The 16,791-nt window shown below is 48.1% G+C and carries 17 protein-coding genes; 11 read left to right on the forward strand and 6 right to left on the reverse strand.

Annotated elements, in window-relative coordinates:
• Nucleotides 1–3: 3 nt before the first annotated feature.
• The gene (gene trmL / locus C9I98_RS12940) at nucleotides 4–468 is read left to right on the forward strand and encodes a tRNA (uridine(34)/cytosine(34)/5-carboxymethylaminomethyluridine(34)-2'-O)-methyltransferase TrmL (RefSeq protein ID WP_036825110.1); all 465 of its coding nucleotides are present in this window, start codon (nucleotides 4–6) and stop codon (nucleotides 466–468) included.
• A 3-nt stretch (nucleotides 469–471) separates the two neighbouring features.
• On the opposite strand, the gene cysE is transcribed toward trmL, so the two are convergent.
• The 4 genes from cysE to C9I98_RS12960 all read right to left on the reverse strand — a co-directional run bounded on the left by cysE (nucleotide 472) and on the right by C9I98_RS12960 (nucleotide 3,497).
• Nucleotides 472–1,293, reverse strand: a complete 822-nt coding sequence (gene cysE, locus C9I98_RS12945) for a serine O-acetyltransferase (RefSeq protein ID WP_107272093.1) — start codon at nucleotides 1,291–1,293, stop codon at nucleotides 472–474.
• 128 nt (nucleotides 1,294–1,421) lie between these two features.
• Nucleotides 1,422–2,438, reverse strand: a complete 1,017-nt coding sequence (gpsA, locus tag C9I98_RS12950) for an NAD(P)H-dependent glycerol-3-phosphate dehydrogenase (protein ID WP_107272057.1) — start codon at nucleotides 2,436–2,438, stop codon at nucleotides 1,422–1,424.
• A gap of 15 nt (nucleotides 2,439–2,453) precedes the next feature.
• Nucleotides 2,454–2,930, reverse strand: coding sequence for a protein-export chaperone SecB (gene secB / locus C9I98_RS12955; protein WP_036823394.1), 477 nt, complete (start codon nucleotides 2,928–2,930; stop codon nucleotides 2,454–2,456).
• Nucleotides 2,931–3,047: 117 nt separating this feature from the next.
• Nucleotides 3,048–3,497, reverse strand: a complete 450-nt coding sequence (locus tag C9I98_RS12960) for a rhodanese-like domain-containing protein (protein WP_036823392.1) — start codon at nucleotides 3,495–3,497, stop codon at nucleotides 3,048–3,050.
• 414 nt (nucleotides 3,498–3,911) lie between these two features.
• Here C9I98_RS12960 and gpmM point away from each other — a divergent pair, with 414 nt between their 5' ends.
• The 3 genes from gpmM to C9I98_RS12975 are packed head-to-tail and all read left to right on the forward strand — an operon-like array spanning nucleotide 3,912 to nucleotide 7,405.
• Nucleotides 3,912–5,453 (forward strand): 2,3-bisphosphoglycerate-independent phosphoglycerate mutase, encoded by a 1,542-nt coding sequence (gpmM, locus tag C9I98_RS12965; RefSeq protein ID WP_036823389.1) that lies wholly within the window; start codon nucleotides 3,912–3,914, stop codon nucleotides 5,451–5,453.
• Between the two features lie 17 nt (nucleotides 5,454–5,470).
• Nucleotides 5,471–6,625 (forward strand): murein hydrolase activator EnvC family protein, encoded by a 1,155-nt coding sequence (locus C9I98_RS12970; RefSeq protein WP_036823403.1) that lies wholly within the window; start codon nucleotides 5,471–5,473, stop codon nucleotides 6,623–6,625.
• 48 nt (nucleotides 6,626–6,673) lie between these two features.
• Nucleotides 6,674–7,405: a divergent polysaccharide deacetylase family protein gene (locus tag C9I98_RS12975; protein WP_036823386.1), complete on the forward strand. Its 732-nt coding sequence runs from the start codon at nucleotides 6,674–6,676 to the stop codon at nucleotides 7,403–7,405.
• On the opposite strand, the gene C9I98_RS12980 is transcribed toward C9I98_RS12975, so the two are convergent.
• Nucleotides 7,402–8,046: a TetR/AcrR family transcriptional regulator gene (locus C9I98_RS12980; RefSeq protein ID WP_036823384.1), complete on the reverse strand. Its 645-nt coding sequence runs from the start codon at nucleotides 8,044–8,046 to the stop codon at nucleotides 7,402–7,404. The two genes, C9I98_RS12975 and C9I98_RS12980, sit on opposite strands and share 4 nt — an antisense overlap.
• A gap of 121 nt (nucleotides 8,047–8,167) precedes the next feature.
• Here C9I98_RS12980 and rfaD point away from each other — a divergent pair, with 121 nt between their 5' ends.
• From rfaD to waaA, 6 genes are all read left to right on the forward strand, one after another.
• Nucleotides 8,168–9,112 (forward strand): ADP-glyceromanno-heptose 6-epimerase, encoded by a 945-nt coding sequence (gene rfaD / locus C9I98_RS12985; RefSeq protein WP_036823381.1) that lies wholly within the window; start codon nucleotides 8,168–8,170, stop codon nucleotides 9,110–9,112.
• Between the two features lie 70 nt (nucleotides 9,113–9,182).
• Complete coding sequence (gene lpxM / locus C9I98_RS12990) at nucleotides 9,183–10,160, forward strand: lauroyl-Kdo(2)-lipid IV(A) myristoyltransferase (protein WP_158262683.1); 978 nt, start codon at nucleotides 9,183–9,185, stop codon at nucleotides 10,158–10,160.
• Nucleotides 10,161–11,120: an O-antigen ligase family protein gene (locus tag C9I98_RS12995; RefSeq protein ID WP_107272060.1), complete on the forward strand. Its 960-nt coding sequence runs from the start codon at nucleotides 10,161–10,163 to the stop codon at nucleotides 11,118–11,120. It abuts the gene before it with no gap.
• A 335-nt stretch (nucleotides 11,121–11,455) separates the two neighbouring features.
• A complete protein-coding gene (gene waaF, locus C9I98_RS13000) occupies nucleotides 11,456–12,505 on the forward strand; it encodes a lipopolysaccharide heptosyltransferase II (protein WP_036822659.1) in 1,050 nt (349 codons plus the stop codon).
• Nucleotides 12,506–12,573: 68 nt separating this feature from the next.
• Nucleotides 12,574–13,521, forward strand: coding sequence for a glycosyl transferase family 90 (locus C9I98_RS13005; RefSeq protein WP_107272094.1), 948 nt, complete (start codon nucleotides 12,574–12,576; stop codon nucleotides 13,519–13,521).
• Between the two features lie 45 nt (nucleotides 13,522–13,566).
• On the forward strand, nucleotides 13,567–14,832 hold the full coding sequence (gene waaA / locus C9I98_RS13010) for a lipid IV(A) 3-deoxy-D-manno-octulosonic acid transferase (protein ID WP_107272061.1): 1,266 nt from the start codon (nucleotides 13,567–13,569) through the stop codon (nucleotides 14,830–14,832).
• A 31-nt stretch (nucleotides 14,833–14,863) separates the two neighbouring features.
• On the opposite strand, the gene C9I98_RS13015 is transcribed toward waaA, so the two are convergent.
• Complete coding sequence (locus tag C9I98_RS13015; protein WP_036818628.1) at nucleotides 14,864–15,577, reverse strand: 3-deoxy-D-manno-octulosonic acid kinase; 714 nt, start codon at nucleotides 15,575–15,577, stop codon at nucleotides 14,864–14,866.
• Between the two features lie 93 nt (nucleotides 15,578–15,670).
• On the opposite strand from C9I98_RS13015, the gene C9I98_RS13020 reads away from it, so the two are divergent.
• Nucleotides 15,671–16,726, forward strand: coding sequence for a glycosyltransferase family 9 protein (locus C9I98_RS13020; RefSeq protein WP_036818634.1), 1,056 nt, complete (start codon nucleotides 15,671–15,673; stop codon nucleotides 16,724–16,726).
• Nucleotides 16,727–16,791: the final 65 nt, after the last annotated feature.

Raw genomic sequence — 16,791 nt, forward strand, 5'->3', positions numbered from 1 at the left:
ACCATGTTTGATATCGCCCTTTACGAGCCGGAAATCGCCCCGAATACCGGCAACATTATCCGCCTGTGTGCCAACTGTGGTGCCAACCTGCACTTAATTGAACCGCTCGGGTTTGATTTGGAAGAAAAGAAATTGCGCCGCGCAGGTTTGGACTACCACGATCTTGCCCATGTCCATCGCCACAAAGACTTTGCCGCTTTCATGGCGCACATTGGCGATCGCCGGTTGTTTGCCTGCACCACCAAAACAACCAACTACCACACCAATGCCCAGTTCCAGGAAGGCGACGTGCTGCTATTCGGCCCGGAGACCCGCGGCCTGCCGGCCGATCTTATTGATAGCCTGCCACTAGAGCAACGCCTGCGCATTCCTATGCACCCCGACAGCCGCAGCCTGAACCTCTCCAATGCTGCCGCTATCATTGGTTACGAGGCCTGGCGCCAGTTTGGCTTCAAGGGTGCGGTATAGGGCTTAAATGCCATCGCCGGCAATGAAGGTTTGGCTGGTACCGTTAAAGCACTGATCCATATCCATTGCGGGTTTTTCGGTGCTAGGCCGGCCTACAACTTTGGCCGGTACGCCAGCCACCGTGGTATGCGGCGGTACCGCATTGAGCACCACCGAGCATGAGCCAATCTTGGCCCCTTCGCCAACCTCGATATTGCCGAGCACCTTGGCGCCCGCACCAATCATGACCCCTTCGCGGATCTTAGGGTGACGGTCGCCGCCTTCCTTACCGGTACCACCCAAGGTGACATCCTGCAAGATAGAAACGTCGTTTTCGATAACCGCCGTTTCACCGATCACGATACCGGTGGCATGGTCAAACATGATCCCCTGCCCGATTTTGGCAGCCGGGTGGACATCGACCTGGCAGGCAACGGAAATTTGGTTCTGAAGATAGACCGCCAGCGCAACCCGGTTCTGCTTCCAAAGCCAGTTTGCCACCCGGTAGCCCTGCAGGGCGTGGAACCCCTTGAGATAAAGCAGTGGGATCGAGAACATCTCAACGGCGGGATCTCGCTCAACCACGGCACGGATATCACACGCGGCGGATTCGGTGATATAGCAATCGGCATCAAATGCTTCTTCCACGACCTCCCTCACCGCCATGGCCGGCATTGAAGGGGTGGCTAGCTTGTTGGCCAGAATGTAGCTCAGCGCCGCCGCCAAATTGTCATGCTTGATAATGGTCGCATGATAAAAACTGGCCAGCATCGGCTCTTGCTCTGATTGCTGTCGTGCTTCCTGCTTGATCGCCTGCCAAACAGCGTCTTGTTGACATTCCCTCACATCATCCTCGATCTTGTGTTTGCTTTGTTTTAACTTTAACGCGCCCTGAAAAAAAAACAACGCAGGCATCAAGGCCTGCGTTGCGATAATAATACCCAATAGAACCTGCTATTCAGGCTCCCAGGGCATTACTCGTCTTTTTTCTCGCGAGCCAGCAGATCCTTGGCTGCTTCACGGGCATCTTTGCCTTGGTAAAGCACCTGGTAGATTTGCTCGGTGATCGGCATTTCCACACCGATACGCTGTGATAGAACCCAGACTTCCTTGGTATTGCGGTAGCCTTCGACCACCTGGCCGATTTCCTCTTGCGCGCTATCGACATCCTTGCCTTGGCCCAAGGCCAAGCCAAAACGACGGTTGCGCGATTGGTTGTCGGTACAGGTGAGTACAAGATCACCCAGTCCCGCCATCCCCATGAAGGTTTCCGGCTGCGCCCCAAGCGCTGCACCCAAGCGCGACATTTCTGCCAGGCCGCGGGTGATCAATGCGGTACGAGCGTTGGCACCAAAGCCAATGCCGTCAGACATCCCGGCACCGATAGCAATCACGTTCTTCACCGCACCGCCAAGCTGCATACCGATAAAATCGCTGTTGCTGTAAACGCGGAACGTCTTGCTACAGTGAATTTTCTCTTGCAGATCACCGACAAACTCGTCGTCGGGCGACGAGACGGCAATCGCGGTAGGCATTCCTGCCGCCAGCTCTTTGGCAAAGGTAGGACCGGAAAGCACAGCCAATGGAATATCGTCCCCTAACGCTTCAACCGCCACTTCTTTTAGCAAGCGGCCAGTTTCGGGCTCCAGCCCCTTGGTGGCCCAGCAGATGCGCGAGTCTTCACGCAAAAACGGCTTCATATTACCAAGGACCTCGCCAAATACATGGCTTGGTACAACGACCAACAGATCGCGGCAGGCTTGAACCGCCTCTTGCAAATCTGCCGAGACAATCAAGGTGTCGGGGAAAGGGACGCCGGGCAAGAACGCCTCGTTGGCACGGTCCATCTCAAGCTGGGCCATATGCTCAGGCTCATGTCCCCACAGGATCACATTGGCCCCGTTGCGGGCAAGTGAGATCGCCAATGAGGTACCGTACGAGCCGGCCCCTAAGACAGTCATGCTAATGGCGTTATTGTTGCCTGGATTCATATCGTTCACCAAAAATTACGCTTCAGTGTTTTCTGTGTTAGCTTGCGCCTGCTGGTTCTGAAGGTAGTTCATGAACAATGCATCGAAGTTAACTGGTGCAAGGTTCAGCTGAGGGAACGTACCCTTAACCACTAGGCTAGAAATCGTTTCACGTGCGTACGGGAACAGGATATTCGGGCAGAATGCACCCAGGCAGTGAGCAAGCTGAGGCGCTTCCATACCCGCAACAGAGAAGATACCGCCTTGCTGAACTTCACATAGGAATGCAGTTTCTTCTGCGTTCTTAACTGTTACAGTCAGACGAAGGATAACTTCGAATACACCTTCGCCTAGCTCGCGGCTCTGGGTATCAAGGTCCAGTTTTACATCTGGGTTCCACTCTTTCTGGAACATGTCTGGAGAGTTTGGCGCTTCGAAAGACACGTCTTTTAGGAAGATACGCTGGATTTGGAAGTTCTGCTGCTGTGCTTCGTTGTTTGCTGCTTCAGCCATTTTAGAGTCCTTTTTTCTCTCATCTCACTCGCGTGAGCTTAATCAATATCGCAACCATGATAGTCATCACACGCTGCACAAATTCAGTTTGCCGGACGCGATGCGCCCTTTAACAAATTACTTCTTGCCTTTTGACGACTTGCTGCGAACAAGAGGTAGATTTGCCTCGTTCCAAGAAATCAAACCGTCTTTTAGCAGGCTAACGTTCTCAAAGCCCGCCTTGTTCAGTAGGTTGGCGCTCTCTGGAGCTGTCTGGCCTGTCTTGCATACTACGATGATTGGGGCACTCTTGTATTTTTCAAGCTCAGCAAAGTTCTGATCTTTAATTTGGCTTGGCAAAATGTGAAGTGCACCCGCAATATGGCCCTGGCGGTATTCGTCACGGCTACGGATATCAACAAAAATACCGTCTTCGCGGTTGATCATCCCTGTTGCTTCGTTAGGGGTCACAATTTTGTAGCCCGCCGTCTTCTGCTTAATGAACGACGAGATGATCGCCACAACCAAACCGACCCATACAAGGGATAAAATTGGGTTACTTGTTACAAAATCGATGTATTGCTGCATGATTTTCGCTCTACTTTCCTAATATCAGCCTGCGGTAACCTAGGCCAAACTCCATCAAAATAAGGATCACGAGTATACCCACGCCAGTGTCGTTGTACAGCAGAGGAAAGGAATTACGCGCCTCGGCTCACTCGATACAAATATCAACAGTATAAGCCTTGAGCGATCCTTGAGGGGCTATTGGCAATAAAATGTGCAAAAAACTGTGCTTCAGCCCGTTCTCTGAGATATATTCTTGTAGGAAGATAACAATCTATTTACAGCATTGTTTGATCTTGCCCTACAGTTTGTGACGTAAACTGTAGTAAAATTACGGGAAGCGAGTCCAATTACCTTAAATATTCCGCCGATGCTGATATTTAAGGTAATTGATCTAAATTAAACTCAGATTACTAACTTTACGAGGGACAGCATATGTCTGCTAAGAAGCCACTGGCTTTGGTTATCCTAGATGGTTGGGGTTACCGCGAAGACAACGCCAACAACGCCATTGCCAATGCAAATACGCCTGTTATGGACAGCCTGATGGCAAACGAAGCCAACACGCTGATTTCAGCTTCAGGTATGGATGTTGGTCTACCTGACGGCCAGATGGGTAACTCTGAAGTAGGTCACACCAACATCGGTGCAGGCCGTGTTGTTTACCAAGATCTAACCCGTATCACCAAGTCTATCGCTGACGGCGACTTCTTCGAGAACGAAGCGCTAACGTCGGCTATCGACAAAGCGGTTAACGCTGGCAAAGCCGTTCACCTGATGGGCCTAATGTCGCCAGGCGGTGTTCACAGCCACGAAGACCACATCGCGGCAGCGGTTGAGCTAGCAGCTAAACGCGGTGCAGAAAAAATCTACCTACACTGCTTCCTAGACGGCCGTGACACGCCACCACGCAGTGCACAAGCATCGCTTGAGCGCTTCGATGCCCTGTTTGCCGAGCTTGGCAAAGGCCGCGTTGCTTCATTGGTTGGCCGTTACTACGCAATGGACCGCGACAACAACTGGGATCGCGTGGAAGTTGCCTACAACCTGCTTACCGCAGCCAAAGCTGAGTTCAGCGCGGCATCTGCGGTTGAGGGCCTAGAAGCCGCTTACGCACGTGACGAGAACGATGAGTTCGTTAAAGCAACGGAAATCCGCGCAGAAGGCCAGGACGTAGCCGCAATGGCAGATGGCGATGCCGTTATCTTCATGAACTACCGTGCCGACCGTGCCCGCCAGATCACCCGTGCTTTCGAAGTGGACTTCGCAGGTTTTGAGCGCGCTCAATTCCCAGCCCTAGCTGATGTTGTGATGCTGACCCAATACGCAGCCGACATCAACCTGCCAATCGCCTTCCCGCCAGCAAGCCTGGAAAACACCCTAGGCGAGTGGCTGTCGAAGAAAGGCAAGAAGCAGCTACGTATCTCTGAAACAGAGAAATACGCTCACGTTACCTTCTTCTTCAACGGCGGCGTAGAAAATGAGTTCGACGGCGAGTCACGCCAGCTGGTTGCTTCGCCAAAAGTGGCGACTTACGACCTCCAGCCTGAAATGAGCGCGCCAGAGCTGACTGAAAAACTGGTTGCGGCAATCAAAGGCGGCGAGTTCGACACCATCATCTGTAACTACCCGAACGGCGACATGGTTGGCCACACCGGCGTATACGATGCGGCAGTCCAGGCTTGTGAAGCGCTAGACGGTTGCATTGGCCAAGTGGTTGAAGCCATCAAGGAAGTGGGTGGCCAAATGCTGATCACCGCCGACCACGGTAACGCGGAAATGATGATCAACCCTGAAACTGGCGGCATCCACACTGCCCACACCAACCTACCTGTACCACTTGTTTACGTTGGTGACAAAGCTATTTCCCTGAAAGAAGGCGGTAAACTGTCTGATCTTGCACCAACTATGCTGGCGCTATCAGATATGGAAATCCCTTCAGAGATGACTGGTCAGGTGCTATTTGATCTGAAATAATCAATCCCATGCGGGATATGATCAGATACCTTAACCAACCTCTCCGCGCCAGTGCATTATGCACTGGCGCTTTGTTATGCCTGGCGCTCGGCGCACCGCCCCCCGCGCAGGCCAACCAAGGCCAACTTGACGGGGTGAAGCAGGAGATTTCGCGCCAGCAAAGCCAAGTAAGTGCCAACAAGAAAAAAGTCGACAGCCTACAACAAGCCTTGCGCAAGCAAGAGACCAGCATCGCCAAAACGGCAAAAGCCATTCATGATGCCGAAAACCAACACGCCAAGCTGTCTTCTTCTATCAAAACGCTGGAACAACAACAGCGCCAACTGGAACAGCAACAACTCGGCCAGCAGGAACTACTCAAAGAGCTTCTCAACGCCCAATACAAGCAAGGCAAAAACAGCCAACTCGCCCTGCTTCTGGGCAACAGCGATCACCACAAGTTAGATCGCTACACCGTTTATGCCGAGCATCTCAGTCAAGCCCGGATCAAGGCGCTTGATGAGCTGGCTGCCACCACCACTGAAATCCAGCTCAAGCAGCACCAGCTGGAATCCCAGCGCCAGCAACAAACAACGCTGCTTGCCAAGCTCACCAAGGAAAAAACGCAACTTGAAGCCGAACAACGACAACGCCAGAAGACGGTTCGCTCGCTGACCGGGCAAATCCGCTCCGACAGCCAATACCTGGCCGAGCTTAAAGACAACGAAAAGCGCCTGGTCAAAGAGATTGCGAGGGCCAAAGCGGCTGCAGCCGAAGCCGCGCGCCGGGCTCCCATGAACGGGCTCAGCAAGCATAAAGGCAAGCTCGCTTGGCCGGTGAAAGGCCCTGTCATTCACTCGTACAATTCCCAGCAGCAGGGCGAATTGCGCTGGAAAGGCATGGTGATAGGCCAGCAGACGGGCAACCCGGTCAAGGCCGTCTACTCCGGTAAGGTGGTCTTTGCCGATTGGCTACGAGGCTATGGCCTGATGGTTGTCGTCGATCACGGCAAGGGCGACATGAGCTTCTATGGCTACAACCAGACCCTGTTGAAAAAGGTGGGTGATACGGTACAAGCCAACGAGTCGATTGCCCTTGTCGGCGACAGCGGCGGGCAAGACCGCTCCGCGCTGTACTTTGAGATCAGACGCAAAGGCACGCCCACTAACCCAACGAGCTGGCTGACCCGTTAGGTAAACAGCGCCAGCGACGACGAAAAGAATCATGAATGGACTGCCGACATGCGATGGATTGCAATTTGGTTAACCCTGCTCTATTTAATCCCGTCAATCAGCCTAGCCAAGGAGGCAAGGCTGGCGATTGTGATTGACGATCTTGGCTATCAGGCCATGCCTGAGGCCCTGTCGGCCCTGCCGCCCCAGATCAGTATTTCCATCTTGCCCGATACCCCTTTTGACATTGCAACAGGCCACCAGGCGCAGCGGGAACAACGGGATGTTCTCTTGCACATGCCGATGGAACCCAGTGGCGCCGCCCCACTTGAGCTTACCACCCTAACCAGTGCGATGGACAAAGCGGTGTTACAGCAGACATTGCAAGGGGCACTACAGCGCGTACCGAACGCCGTGGCAATGAACAACCATATGGGCAGCTCGCTCACCCAAAACCCGCAAGCGATGGATTGGGTAATGGAAGTATTGCGCCAGCAAGGGGTGTTTTTTCTGGATAGCCGCACCACCGCCAACTCGGTCGCCATGGCGCAAGCCAAACACCACAATATCCCCGTACTAAGGCGCCATGTCTTCCTGGATCACTTGCGCACCGAAGATTTCGTCAGCCAGCAGCTTCGCCTCGCCGCACGCCTTGCCCAGCGTAATGGCTACGCCGTTGCCATCGGCCACCCTTATCCAGTGACGCTACAAACCCTCAACCAACAACTCCCCAAACTGGCCGCACAAGGTATCACCCTCGTCCGGCTCTCGGAGCTATACCATTCCCAAGCCGTGAATTAGACGTCGCGCTCAACCTGCTCGCAATAGTGCGCTTCAAGCTGCAACACTTGCTCTTTGCCAATGGCTGTGGTCAAAGGCCTCACAATACCCAGCATCTGGAGGACACCTTGGTAAATCACCGCCTTGGTGATCTTGGCGCCCGGCGCCTGCGTGGTTTGGTAACAGATCCAACTGGAAGCCACCAACTTCAACGTGTTTGCCAAGCTCAGCAAATCGGCATCCTCGAGCTCGAGCAAACCGCCACTGCGGAAACTGTTCATCATTGCCATGATGTTCTGGTGCAGCCCTTCTTGCGCCTGCAGGTACTTCTCCTGCAATTCAGGATCACGACGCAGAATATCCGGCAAGTTGGCATAGAAGAATCGATAGCGCCACATCAGCATGAAAACAGCATCCAAATAAACCAATAGGTTGTCGGCTGTGATCTGGGTTTCTTCAAGCGGTTGAAAGCGAATACTCAAATCGTGGGCGTATTGATCAAAAATACTGTGTATAATCTCTTCTTTATTGCGAAAATGATAATACAGATTGCCGGGACTTATCCCTAGATGGGCAGCTATATGATTGGTGGTAATGTTCGGCTCACCGCTTTCGTTGAAAAGCTCTAGTGCAGCCAGAATAATTCTATCGCGGGTTTTCATTTGCTTCTCACTTCTCCGCCCATACTGAATGTGTGGCAATCTGCTAATACTATCATAAAGATACTTCATAACGGCGGCAGTTATGCGGTCGTTTAGCCAATTTTAAAAGACTGGAATAGCCATGATTATTGTAACTGGTGGCGCCGGCATGATCGGTAGCAACATCGTAAAAGCATTAAATGAGCAAGGCCGCAACGACATCCTAGTCGTCGACAACCTGAAAGACGGCACCAAGTTTGCCAATTTAGTCGATCTCGACATTGCCGATTACATGGACAAGGAAGACTTCATCACCCAAATCATGGCTGGTGACGAGTTCGGTCCTATCGATGCTATTTTCCACGAGGGTGCTTGCTCAGCGACTACCGAGTGGGACGGCAAGTACATGATGCTAAACAACTACGAGTATTCCAAAGAGCTGCTGCACTATTGCTTGGAGCGTGAAATCCCATTCCTGTACGCTTCATCAGCAGCAACCTATGGCGGCCGTGACCATGACTTCATTGAAGAAAAGCCGTACGAAGGTGCCTTGAATGTTTATGGTTACTCCAAACAGCAATTTGACAATTACGTGCGCCGTATCTGGCAGGATGCCGAAGAGCACGGTGAAAAGCTGTCGCAGATTACGGGGTTCCGCTACTTCAACGTATACGGTCCGCGCGAGCAGCATAAAGGCAGCATGGCGTCGGTGGCTTTCCACCTAAACACCCAAATCAACCAGGGTGAAAATCCAAAACTGTTTGAAGGCTCAGACGAGCTCAAGCGTGATTTTGTTTATGTGGGCGATGTTTGCAAAATGAACCTGTGGTTCTGGCAAAATGGTGTCTCAGGCATCTTCAACTGTGGTACCGGCAATGCCGAACCATTCAGCGAAGTAGCCAAGGCCGTGGTCAAGTTCCACGGTAAAGGCGAAGTGGAAGAAATCCCCTTCCCTGAACACCTGAAAGGTCGCTACCAAAAGTTCACCCAAGCAGATTTGACCAAGGTTCGTGCCGCAGGCTACCCAGAAGCATTCAAATCCGTTGCTGAGGGTGTGGCTGAGTACATGGCACTGCTAAATAAGTAAGCAACGTTTGTCATTGTTAGGATAATGATGCTGCTTCGGCAGCATCACTGTTTTACGAATAGGGTTTACCTTGAAAGCACAACAAAACAACTCATCGACTTATCAGCCCACATTCCAGTGGTCGTTTTTGCACCCTAAGCACTGGGGGACTTGGTTTAGCCTATTGGTTTTAATTATCTTTGCTCTATTGCCATGGAAAGTACGAGATCCCATTGCAGGATTCATTGGTAAGCATATTGGCCGATATATAAAAAAAGCTCGCCACCGTGCGAGAGTCAATCTCCAATTATGTTTTCCAGAAAAAAGTGACTCAGAACGTGAGGCAATGATTGATGAGATGTACTCATCCGCAGCTCAAGTTATTCTAGCCATGGGAGACCTTAGCTTACGTAGTAAAAAGCACCTGCAAGAAAGAACGGAGGTCTTTGGGCAAGAGCATCTTGATAAAGTAACCCAAGCTAACCGTCGTGTCATTATGCTCGTACCACACAGTTGGGCAATTGATTTTCCAGCAATATATTGGGCTTCTCTTGGCTTGCCTGTCGCTGCAATGATGAAGCCACAGCATCGCCAACCCGTTTTTGATTGGGTCATCAGCCGACAACGCCTTCAATACGGTGGTCGCTGCCATGCTCGCCAAGACGGCATCAAACACTACCTTCGCTCGGTAAAGGAAGGCTATATGGGATATTACTTACCTGATGAAGATTTTGGCCCTGAGCAAAGCATGTTTACTGACTTTTTTGCCACTAAAAAGGCAACTTTTTCTGGCTTAGGCAAAATTGCTCGCCTGACAGATGCAGCCATTGTTCCAATGATGCCTGTCTACAACAAAAAGGCGGGTAAAATTGAGATACACATTCAGCCAGAAATCACAGGCTTAAACAGCAAAGACCTACAACAAGATGCGAATTTACTAGCACAATCCCTTGAGGAAATGGTTGGTCCATATCCTGATCAATACATGTGGATATTGCAACTACTAAAAACAAGACCTAATACGAACATTAGCCCATACAAGGCTGCATCAACAGAGGCAACTAAGTAAATGTTAAGAATTCACCAGCACCAACTATCTGCAATAGCAGAACAACGACTTGGTATAGCTATTGGATTGCTGGCTGCCTCTTTCCCAGCCTTATTACTAGCTTCGGGCAAAGCGTACAATTATGCCCCTTTAGCCTTGTTACTTATTGCAATACCAGTATTGCTACTTTGTAAAAAAGTTTCTATCTCCAATGAGATCAAGCGTGTAAGTATCGCTTTTTCCCTTTACTTTCTCATCGTTTTAGCAACGCTACTAATACACGGTGGCAGTTTAAGTGAAGCAGACATGCCAAGCAGGATGCTGCTTGCCATTCCAATTCTCTTATTACTATTGGCCTACCCGCCTAAGTCGGAATGGCTCATCACCAGCTTTGCAATTGGGGCTATTGTCGCTGGCATCGTCGCTCTACATCATATCTATTTTCTTGAGGCTCCCCGAGCTTACGATGGGAAATTCGAACTAACTAAAGGCTATATGGCTATTCAATCTGGCAATATGGCTATGAGCCTCGCAGTGTTTTCCGTTATAGGTTGGTTTTATAGTTTAGAAAAAGGGAAAATAAAAACATCAGTTGCATTTATTCTAGCTGCAGCCCTAGGGTTGACTGGAAGCTTACTTTCAGGCTCTCGCGGAGGCTGGGTTTTCGCGCCTATAGTTATTGCTTTTGTTATCTACCAGTACAGATATCTGCTTTCAAAGAAAGTTTGTACCTGTGGCTTTATCGCCCTCTTTATAACACTCTACTTTGGCTATCCACTTGCTGAGGCACGTGCAACTCGCGCCGTTACACAAATTAGCAACTATATCACTAACGATGCAAACAGCACATCAGTCGGTGCTCGTTTCGAAATGTGGAAAAGTGCTTGGTATAGCTTTACTGAAAGTCCAGTGCTTGGACCTGGTTATATCGAGCGAGAAGCATTAAAACAGAGGCAAGTCGAAGAACACCGATTGTATTAAAATATGGCCGTGCACATAACCAGTACTTCGAAGAGTTGTCTACCAAAGGTTTGGTCGGATTTTCAGTTCTAATGAGCATTTTCGCTTTTCCGTTACAGGTATTTTGGCGTCGAAGGCACTCTCAGAATATCCAACAAAAGTGTATTGCACAATGTGGCATAGCCCATGTAACTCTCGTCGCATCATACGGGCTAACCCAAAACTACTTAAATCACAACTCAGGAATTATTTTCTATAGTGTACTTACCGTTATACTAATGTCGGCTTGTTTAAGCTCAGAGTCTAAACACAATAAAGTAGCGTGTTAATTAAATTCATCATTCTATTGGAACACTATGGCAACAAGTAAAAAGCCCACTCTAAAGATCCTTGTTATTGGCCCGTCTTGGGTTGGGGATATGGTGATGTCGCAATGTCTTTATAAGACCTTAAAGCAGCAACATCCCAATGCAAGTATCGATGTTCTCGCACCAGCATGGTGCAAACCAATAATTGAGCGAATGCCTGAAGTTAGCAATGCTATAGAAATGCCTATTGGCCATGGTGCATTCAATCTAAAAGGGCGCTATCAACTCGGCAAGCAACTTAAGGCAAACGACTATAAACTTGCTTATATCTTGCCCAACTCAGCCAAATCAGCCTTAATCCCGCTATTTGCAGGAATTCCGACCCGTATCGGCTGGAAGGGGGAAACTCGCTATGGTCTCCTGAATGATCTCCGAGCGAACAAAAAAGACTTTGGTTTGATGATAGAGCGCTACTGCGCTTTGGCTTACCCGAAATCAGAGATGAAAAGCAGCGCCTCTCTACCTCCCCTCCCAAAACCAAAGCTAACTATAGATTCGGTTAACCAACGGGATGCAATGACAAGATTAAAACTAGAAGCTGATCGTCCCATTATAGGGTTGTGCCCAGGAGCAGAGTTTGGCCCGGCTAAGCGCTGGCCAGAGCAATACTACGCTCAAGTCGCCGAGGAGATGATTGAACAAGGTTACCAAGTGTGGCTATTTGGCTCTGCTAAAGATCACCCCGTAACACAAGCGATCCGTGACAGTCTACCTAGTGGAAAGCAACATGCCTGCCATAACTTAGCAGGGCAAACTAACCTCATCGAAGCCGTTGATTTATTAGCTGCTTGCGAAACCGTAGTTAGTAATGATTCAGGTTTAATGCATGTTGCAGCTGCAGTTGGTTGTAAAGTTGTCGCGATTTATGGTTCAACATCACCAGACTATACTCCACCACTATCGAATCAAGTTGCTATTGTCCACATCGATATTGACTGTCGACCTTGTTTTAAACGCGAATGCCCCTTAGGGCACTTAAAGTGCCTAAATACGCTTCCACCCAAACAAGTTATTGAAGCAATCCATTCACTCAACTAACAACCGTAACATTAAATAAGGGCTGTAGCCGGTGTTGATTATCGCCTCATCGCTCAGTAATAGTCATGATGGAAACCAAACACAAAAACAATAAATTAAAATATTACTGCACCAATGTGCTCCGTGAACTATTACCTGCAGCCTACTATCAAAGCAAGCTCACATCAAAACTCAACAAACTGGATGAGTTTGATTCGCATTATATTCAGCAGCGCGTCAACTATTACTTGAAACATTCAGCACCTTTTGCTTTGCCTGATGAAAAGTCTGTTGCAATAAAGGACTTCAAAAAAAATAAGCAAAGTGCATATTACTACGATCTTAAAGAGTTTCTTGTCTACTTCCAAAACCACTTAAGAGTGGCTTATCGGTTTGGCGATGACACCAATGTTGAAACCTACCCGTTTCTAGTTAAAGCTCGCCCTATAAATGCCAACAACGTTAATGCAGTACTGTTCAAGTTAAACAAAGTCAGGCACTTCAACTTTATTAACGACCCAGTACCATTCACAAGTAAGAAAGAAATGATGGTATGGCGTGGTGGAGCTTACCGCCCGCACCGCAGAAAATTTATTGAAAAGTTTTACAATCATCCTATGTGTAATGTTGGTCAAACCAACAAGCCCGCAGAAAACGTTCCGTGGCAAAAAGACTTTATGAGTATTGAAGAACAACTGCAATACAAATTTATATTATGCATTGAAGGCAATGATGTAGCGACAAACTTAAAGTGGGCGATGTCATCAAACTCTCTATGTGTCATGCCAAAGCCCAAGTACGAAACTTGGTTTATGGAAGGGACACTCAAAGCTGGAGTGCATTACATTGAAGTTGCGGACGACTATTCCGATTTGGAAGAAAAGCTAAGCTATTATATAGCTCATACCCAAAAAGCTCAAAAAATAATCACCAATGCCAACGAATATGTCGCCCAGTTCAAGAATAAAGAGCGCGAGGATCTAATTTCTTTCCTTGTACTAAAGAAGTATTTCGAACTATCTGATCAGGTCCTATAACATTTCTAACAAAATTAATGACTCCTATGAGTTTTAGAGCATAATATGATTTATCGAATTATCTATAGCCTTTTACTTTATCTGGTTACACCGCTAATTCTAATTCGGCTTTATAAACCGCAGAAAGGGAAGCCTTCTGTAGGTAAACGTTGGCTTGAACATTTTGGCTTCACTCCACCATTATCTTCTAAATCTCCGCTATGGATCCACGCAGTCTCTGTCGGAGAAACCATTGCGGCAACTCCTCTGATTAAGCAACTGAAAAAAGAATACCCAGAGATTCCAATTCTTGTCACAACAACAACACCAACAGGCGCTGAACAGGCTGAAAAGCTTGGTGACCTTATTGAACACCGCTATATGCCTTTAGATTTTCCTTGGGCTGTTAGTCGCTTTATCAAAACTACTCACCCACGCGGCCTTTATATTATGGAAACAGAGTTATGGCCCAATACACTTAATACCGCAAGGTTATCGGGCATCCCAGTAACAATTATCAATGCCCGGCTATCAGAGCGATCCTATCTGCGCTACGCTAAGTTTCAATCTCTGTTTGATCTCTTATCGAAAAATATCAACTCCATCTTATGCCAACATCACGATGATGCAGAAAGGTTCAAGCAGTTAGGCATCACTGAAAACAAGATACATGTGACAGGCTCAATTAAGTTTGATATCACTCCAGCCCCGGGTTTATCAAAAGCAGCTTCAACATTACGTTGCCAGTTAGGCCGTGATCGCCCTATCTGGATAGCTGCCAGCACTCATGCAGGTGAAGATGAGCTAATATTAAAAGCACATACTGCGCTGCTGAAAAACTACCCTAAAGCCTTACTCATACTTGTTCCACGTCACCCTGAAAGGTTTAATCGTGTTTACAGCCTATGCAAACAACAAGGGGTTAGCGTTGAAAGGCGAACAACTAGCGAGCAAGTAACTTGCAATACCCAAGTTTATCTAGCAGATACCATGGGTGAGATGATGTTGCTGTTTAGTACTAGCGATGTGGCCTTTGTAGGGGGAAGCCTGATAGGCGACAAAGTTGGAGGTCATAACTTACTGGAACCGGCAGCATTAGGCCTGCCTATCTTAAGTGGGCCAAGTTACTTCAACTTTATGGATATCACCCACCAACTCATAGCAGCCCGCGGTGCTGAAATAGTCGCAGATAGCCATCAATTAACCGAGCAACTAAATAAGCTATTTAGCGATCCTGAGCATCGACATACCATGGGCAAAGCAGCCTTTTCAATCGTGATGAAAAACCAAGGCGCACTCAGAAAAACAATAGCTGCACTAGATCTAAATTAACTTAGAAGGCGAGCAAGCCTGATTAATTAAGTCAGGCTCCTTTCATTCTTGTGTACCCCTGCATCAAATATTGCCAAGCGGTTTCATCCCATTTTATCCCGACTTTACTCACTTCCTTTACAAAGGAGCGATGTAATCTAGCAAGGTTACTTTTTTGCCATCCATCCCCAGAAGCGAAATGACATTTATCAAAATCTATCAACCAGACCTGATTCTCACCATCTAATAGAATATTATGTGCATTCAAGTCGGTATGACAAACCCCACTTTGATGCATCAACTGGATCATCTCACCGACTTTAAGCCACAACGCCTCATCAAGGTACTGCTTTTGTAACACAGCCACCAAGTCTTTTGCTCCAGGAACTTTCTCTGTTAGAAGATCTGCTTGATATAAAAAGTGTTTACGAACAACCCTAGCAGCAACTGGACGTGGTACCCTAACCCCAGCGCCAGCTAAATGTTGCAACAGGCGAAACTCTTCGATACTGCGGGTTTTTTCCCACCCTGAAAACCAATAGCAATCGCGGACCAGCTTTCCAAACAATCCACCACGATAGTAATGCCGTAAGGCCAGCTCAAGATACCTTCCTCGCAGAAACCAAGTTGTTCCACGACCTCTCGCACTACCAATTACCGCACCTTTCTGATGCCAATAATCCGGGTCAAAACACTGCTGTGGTTGCTCAGCCAATAATGTCGGGTCATAGATAATATGACACCCATTATGCTCCAGTACTTTCATCACCAATTTCCAACATCAAGTTTAGAATAGACATTTTACAATTCTAGAGACCATATGCATAATTCAGTTTGGTTCTCTCATTTATTGGTTTTCATGGCTCTTTTTTTATCTGCACCTAAATCAATTTGCATCTTACGTCTATCAGCTATTGGAGACGTCAGTAATACCATTGCCATGGTTCAAGCTATCCAACGCCAATGGCCCTCAACACAGGTCACTTGGATTACAGGCAAGGTCGAAGCACAACTCATTGAAGGCCTCCCGGGCATTCGAATAGTTATTTTTGATAAACAGAAAAGCATCAAGGGCTACACCCATTTATGGCACCAACTGCGTGATGAAAGCTTCGATGCCCTGCTTCACTTGCAAACGGCACTAAGAGCCAGCGTAGCAACGCTAGGTATCAAGGCAAAATACAAACTGGGGTTTGATAAGCAGAGAGCCAGTGATTTACAAACCTTGTTTACAAATATCAAGGTTGCATCACCCTCCCAGCCTCATGTTTTAGATGGCTTCATGCAATTTGCAGCAACACTTGGTATTAGAGACCTTCAACCGAAGTGGAATATACCTATTGATGCAAAAGATATTCAATGGGCTAAACAGTATATTGTTACTAGCCAAGTACTTATTATTACGCCAGCAGCCAGCAAATCTTATAAGAACTGGAATGCCGAGGGCTATGCAGCTCTGGCGACTCATGCAGTCAATCGTGGGTTTCAAGTCATACTCGCTGGTAGTCCTGCAACCATAGAAGTCGAACTCGGCAAAGCCATTGAACAACTTGTACATGTGCCAGTCACCAACCTAATAGGTAAAAGTAACCTAAAACAAATGCTAGCATTGCTCTCTCTTGCCAACCTAGTCTGTGCACCTGATACGGGGCCAGCCCATATGGCAATCGCAGCTGGAACCCCTGTATTGGGCTTATATGCCCACCACAATCCAAAGCGAACTGGTCCGTATCTATGCCTACCCTATGTGGTCAGTGTCTATGAACATTGTATACAAGCAGAGACAGGCAAAGCTCTAAACGATTTACCTTGGCGAAGTAGGGTAAAAGATAAAACAGCAATGGAGAAAATCGAGCCAATCATAGTCACCAAGATGTTCGATAAGATTGTTAAAGATTATTCCCTGATAAAATAATGGCTGCTAAAATTCAATTATTTTAGTGCTCACTTTAGACTTTCCCAACGTTACATTCAGGCTAA

The organism is Photobacterium sanctipauli (assembly GCF_003026495.1).
GTDB lineage: Bacteria > Pseudomonadota > Gammaproteobacteria > Enterobacterales > Vibrionaceae > Photobacterium > Photobacterium sanctipauli.

Excerpts from the sequence above, each read along its gene's own strand:
- trmL (WP_036825110.1), top strand. The coding sequence starts at position 4 with ATGTTTGATATCGCCCTTTACGAGCCGGAAATCGCCCCGAATACCGGC.
- gpsA (WP_107272057.1), bottom strand. The coding sequence starts at position 2,438 with ATGAATCCAGGCAACAATAACGCCATTAGCATGACTGTCTTAGGGGCC.
- secB (WP_036823394.1), bottom strand. The coding sequence starts at position 2,930 with ATGGCTGAAGCAGCAAACAACGAAGCACAGCAGCAGAACTTCCAAATC.
- C9I98_RS12960 (WP_036823392.1), bottom strand. The coding sequence starts at position 3,497 with ATGCAGCAATACATCGATTTTGTAACAAGTAACCCAATTTTATCCCTT.
- gpmM (WP_036823389.1), top strand. The coding sequence starts at position 3,912 with ATGTCTGCTAAGAAGCCACTGGCTTTGGTTATCCTAGATGGTTGGGGT.
- C9I98_RS12970 (WP_036823403.1), top strand. The coding sequence starts at position 5,471 with ATGATCAGATACCTTAACCAACCTCTCCGCGCCAGTGCATTATGCACT.
- C9I98_RS12975 (WP_036823386.1), top strand. The coding sequence starts at position 6,674 with ATGCGATGGATTGCAATTTGGTTAACCCTGCTCTATTTAATCCCGTCA.
- C9I98_RS12980 (WP_036823384.1), bottom strand. The coding sequence starts at position 8,046 with ATGAAAACCCGCGATAGAATTATTCTGGCTGCACTAGAGCTTTTCAAC.
- rfaD (WP_036823381.1), top strand. The coding sequence starts at position 8,168 with ATGATTATTGTAACTGGTGGCGCCGGCATGATCGGTAGCAACATCGTA.
- C9I98_RS12995 (WP_107272060.1), top strand. The coding sequence starts at position 10,161 with ATGTTAAGAATTCACCAGCACCAACTATCTGCAATAGCAGAACAACGA.
- waaF (WP_036822659.1), top strand. The coding sequence starts at position 11,456 with ATGGCAACAAGTAAAAAGCCCACTCTAAAGATCCTTGTTATTGGCCCG.
- C9I98_RS13005 (WP_107272094.1), top strand. The coding sequence starts at position 12,574 with ATGGAAACCAAACACAAAAACAATAAATTAAAATATTACTGCACCAAT.
- waaA (WP_107272061.1), top strand. The coding sequence starts at position 13,567 with ATGATTTATCGAATTATCTATAGCCTTTTACTTTATCTGGTTACACCG.
- C9I98_RS13015 (WP_036818628.1), bottom strand. The coding sequence starts at position 15,577 with ATGAAAGTACTGGAGCATAATGGGTGTCATATTATCTATGACCCGACA.
- C9I98_RS13020 (WP_036818634.1), top strand. The coding sequence starts at position 15,671 with ATGGCTCTTTTTTTATCTGCACCTAAATCAATTTGCATCTTACGTCTA.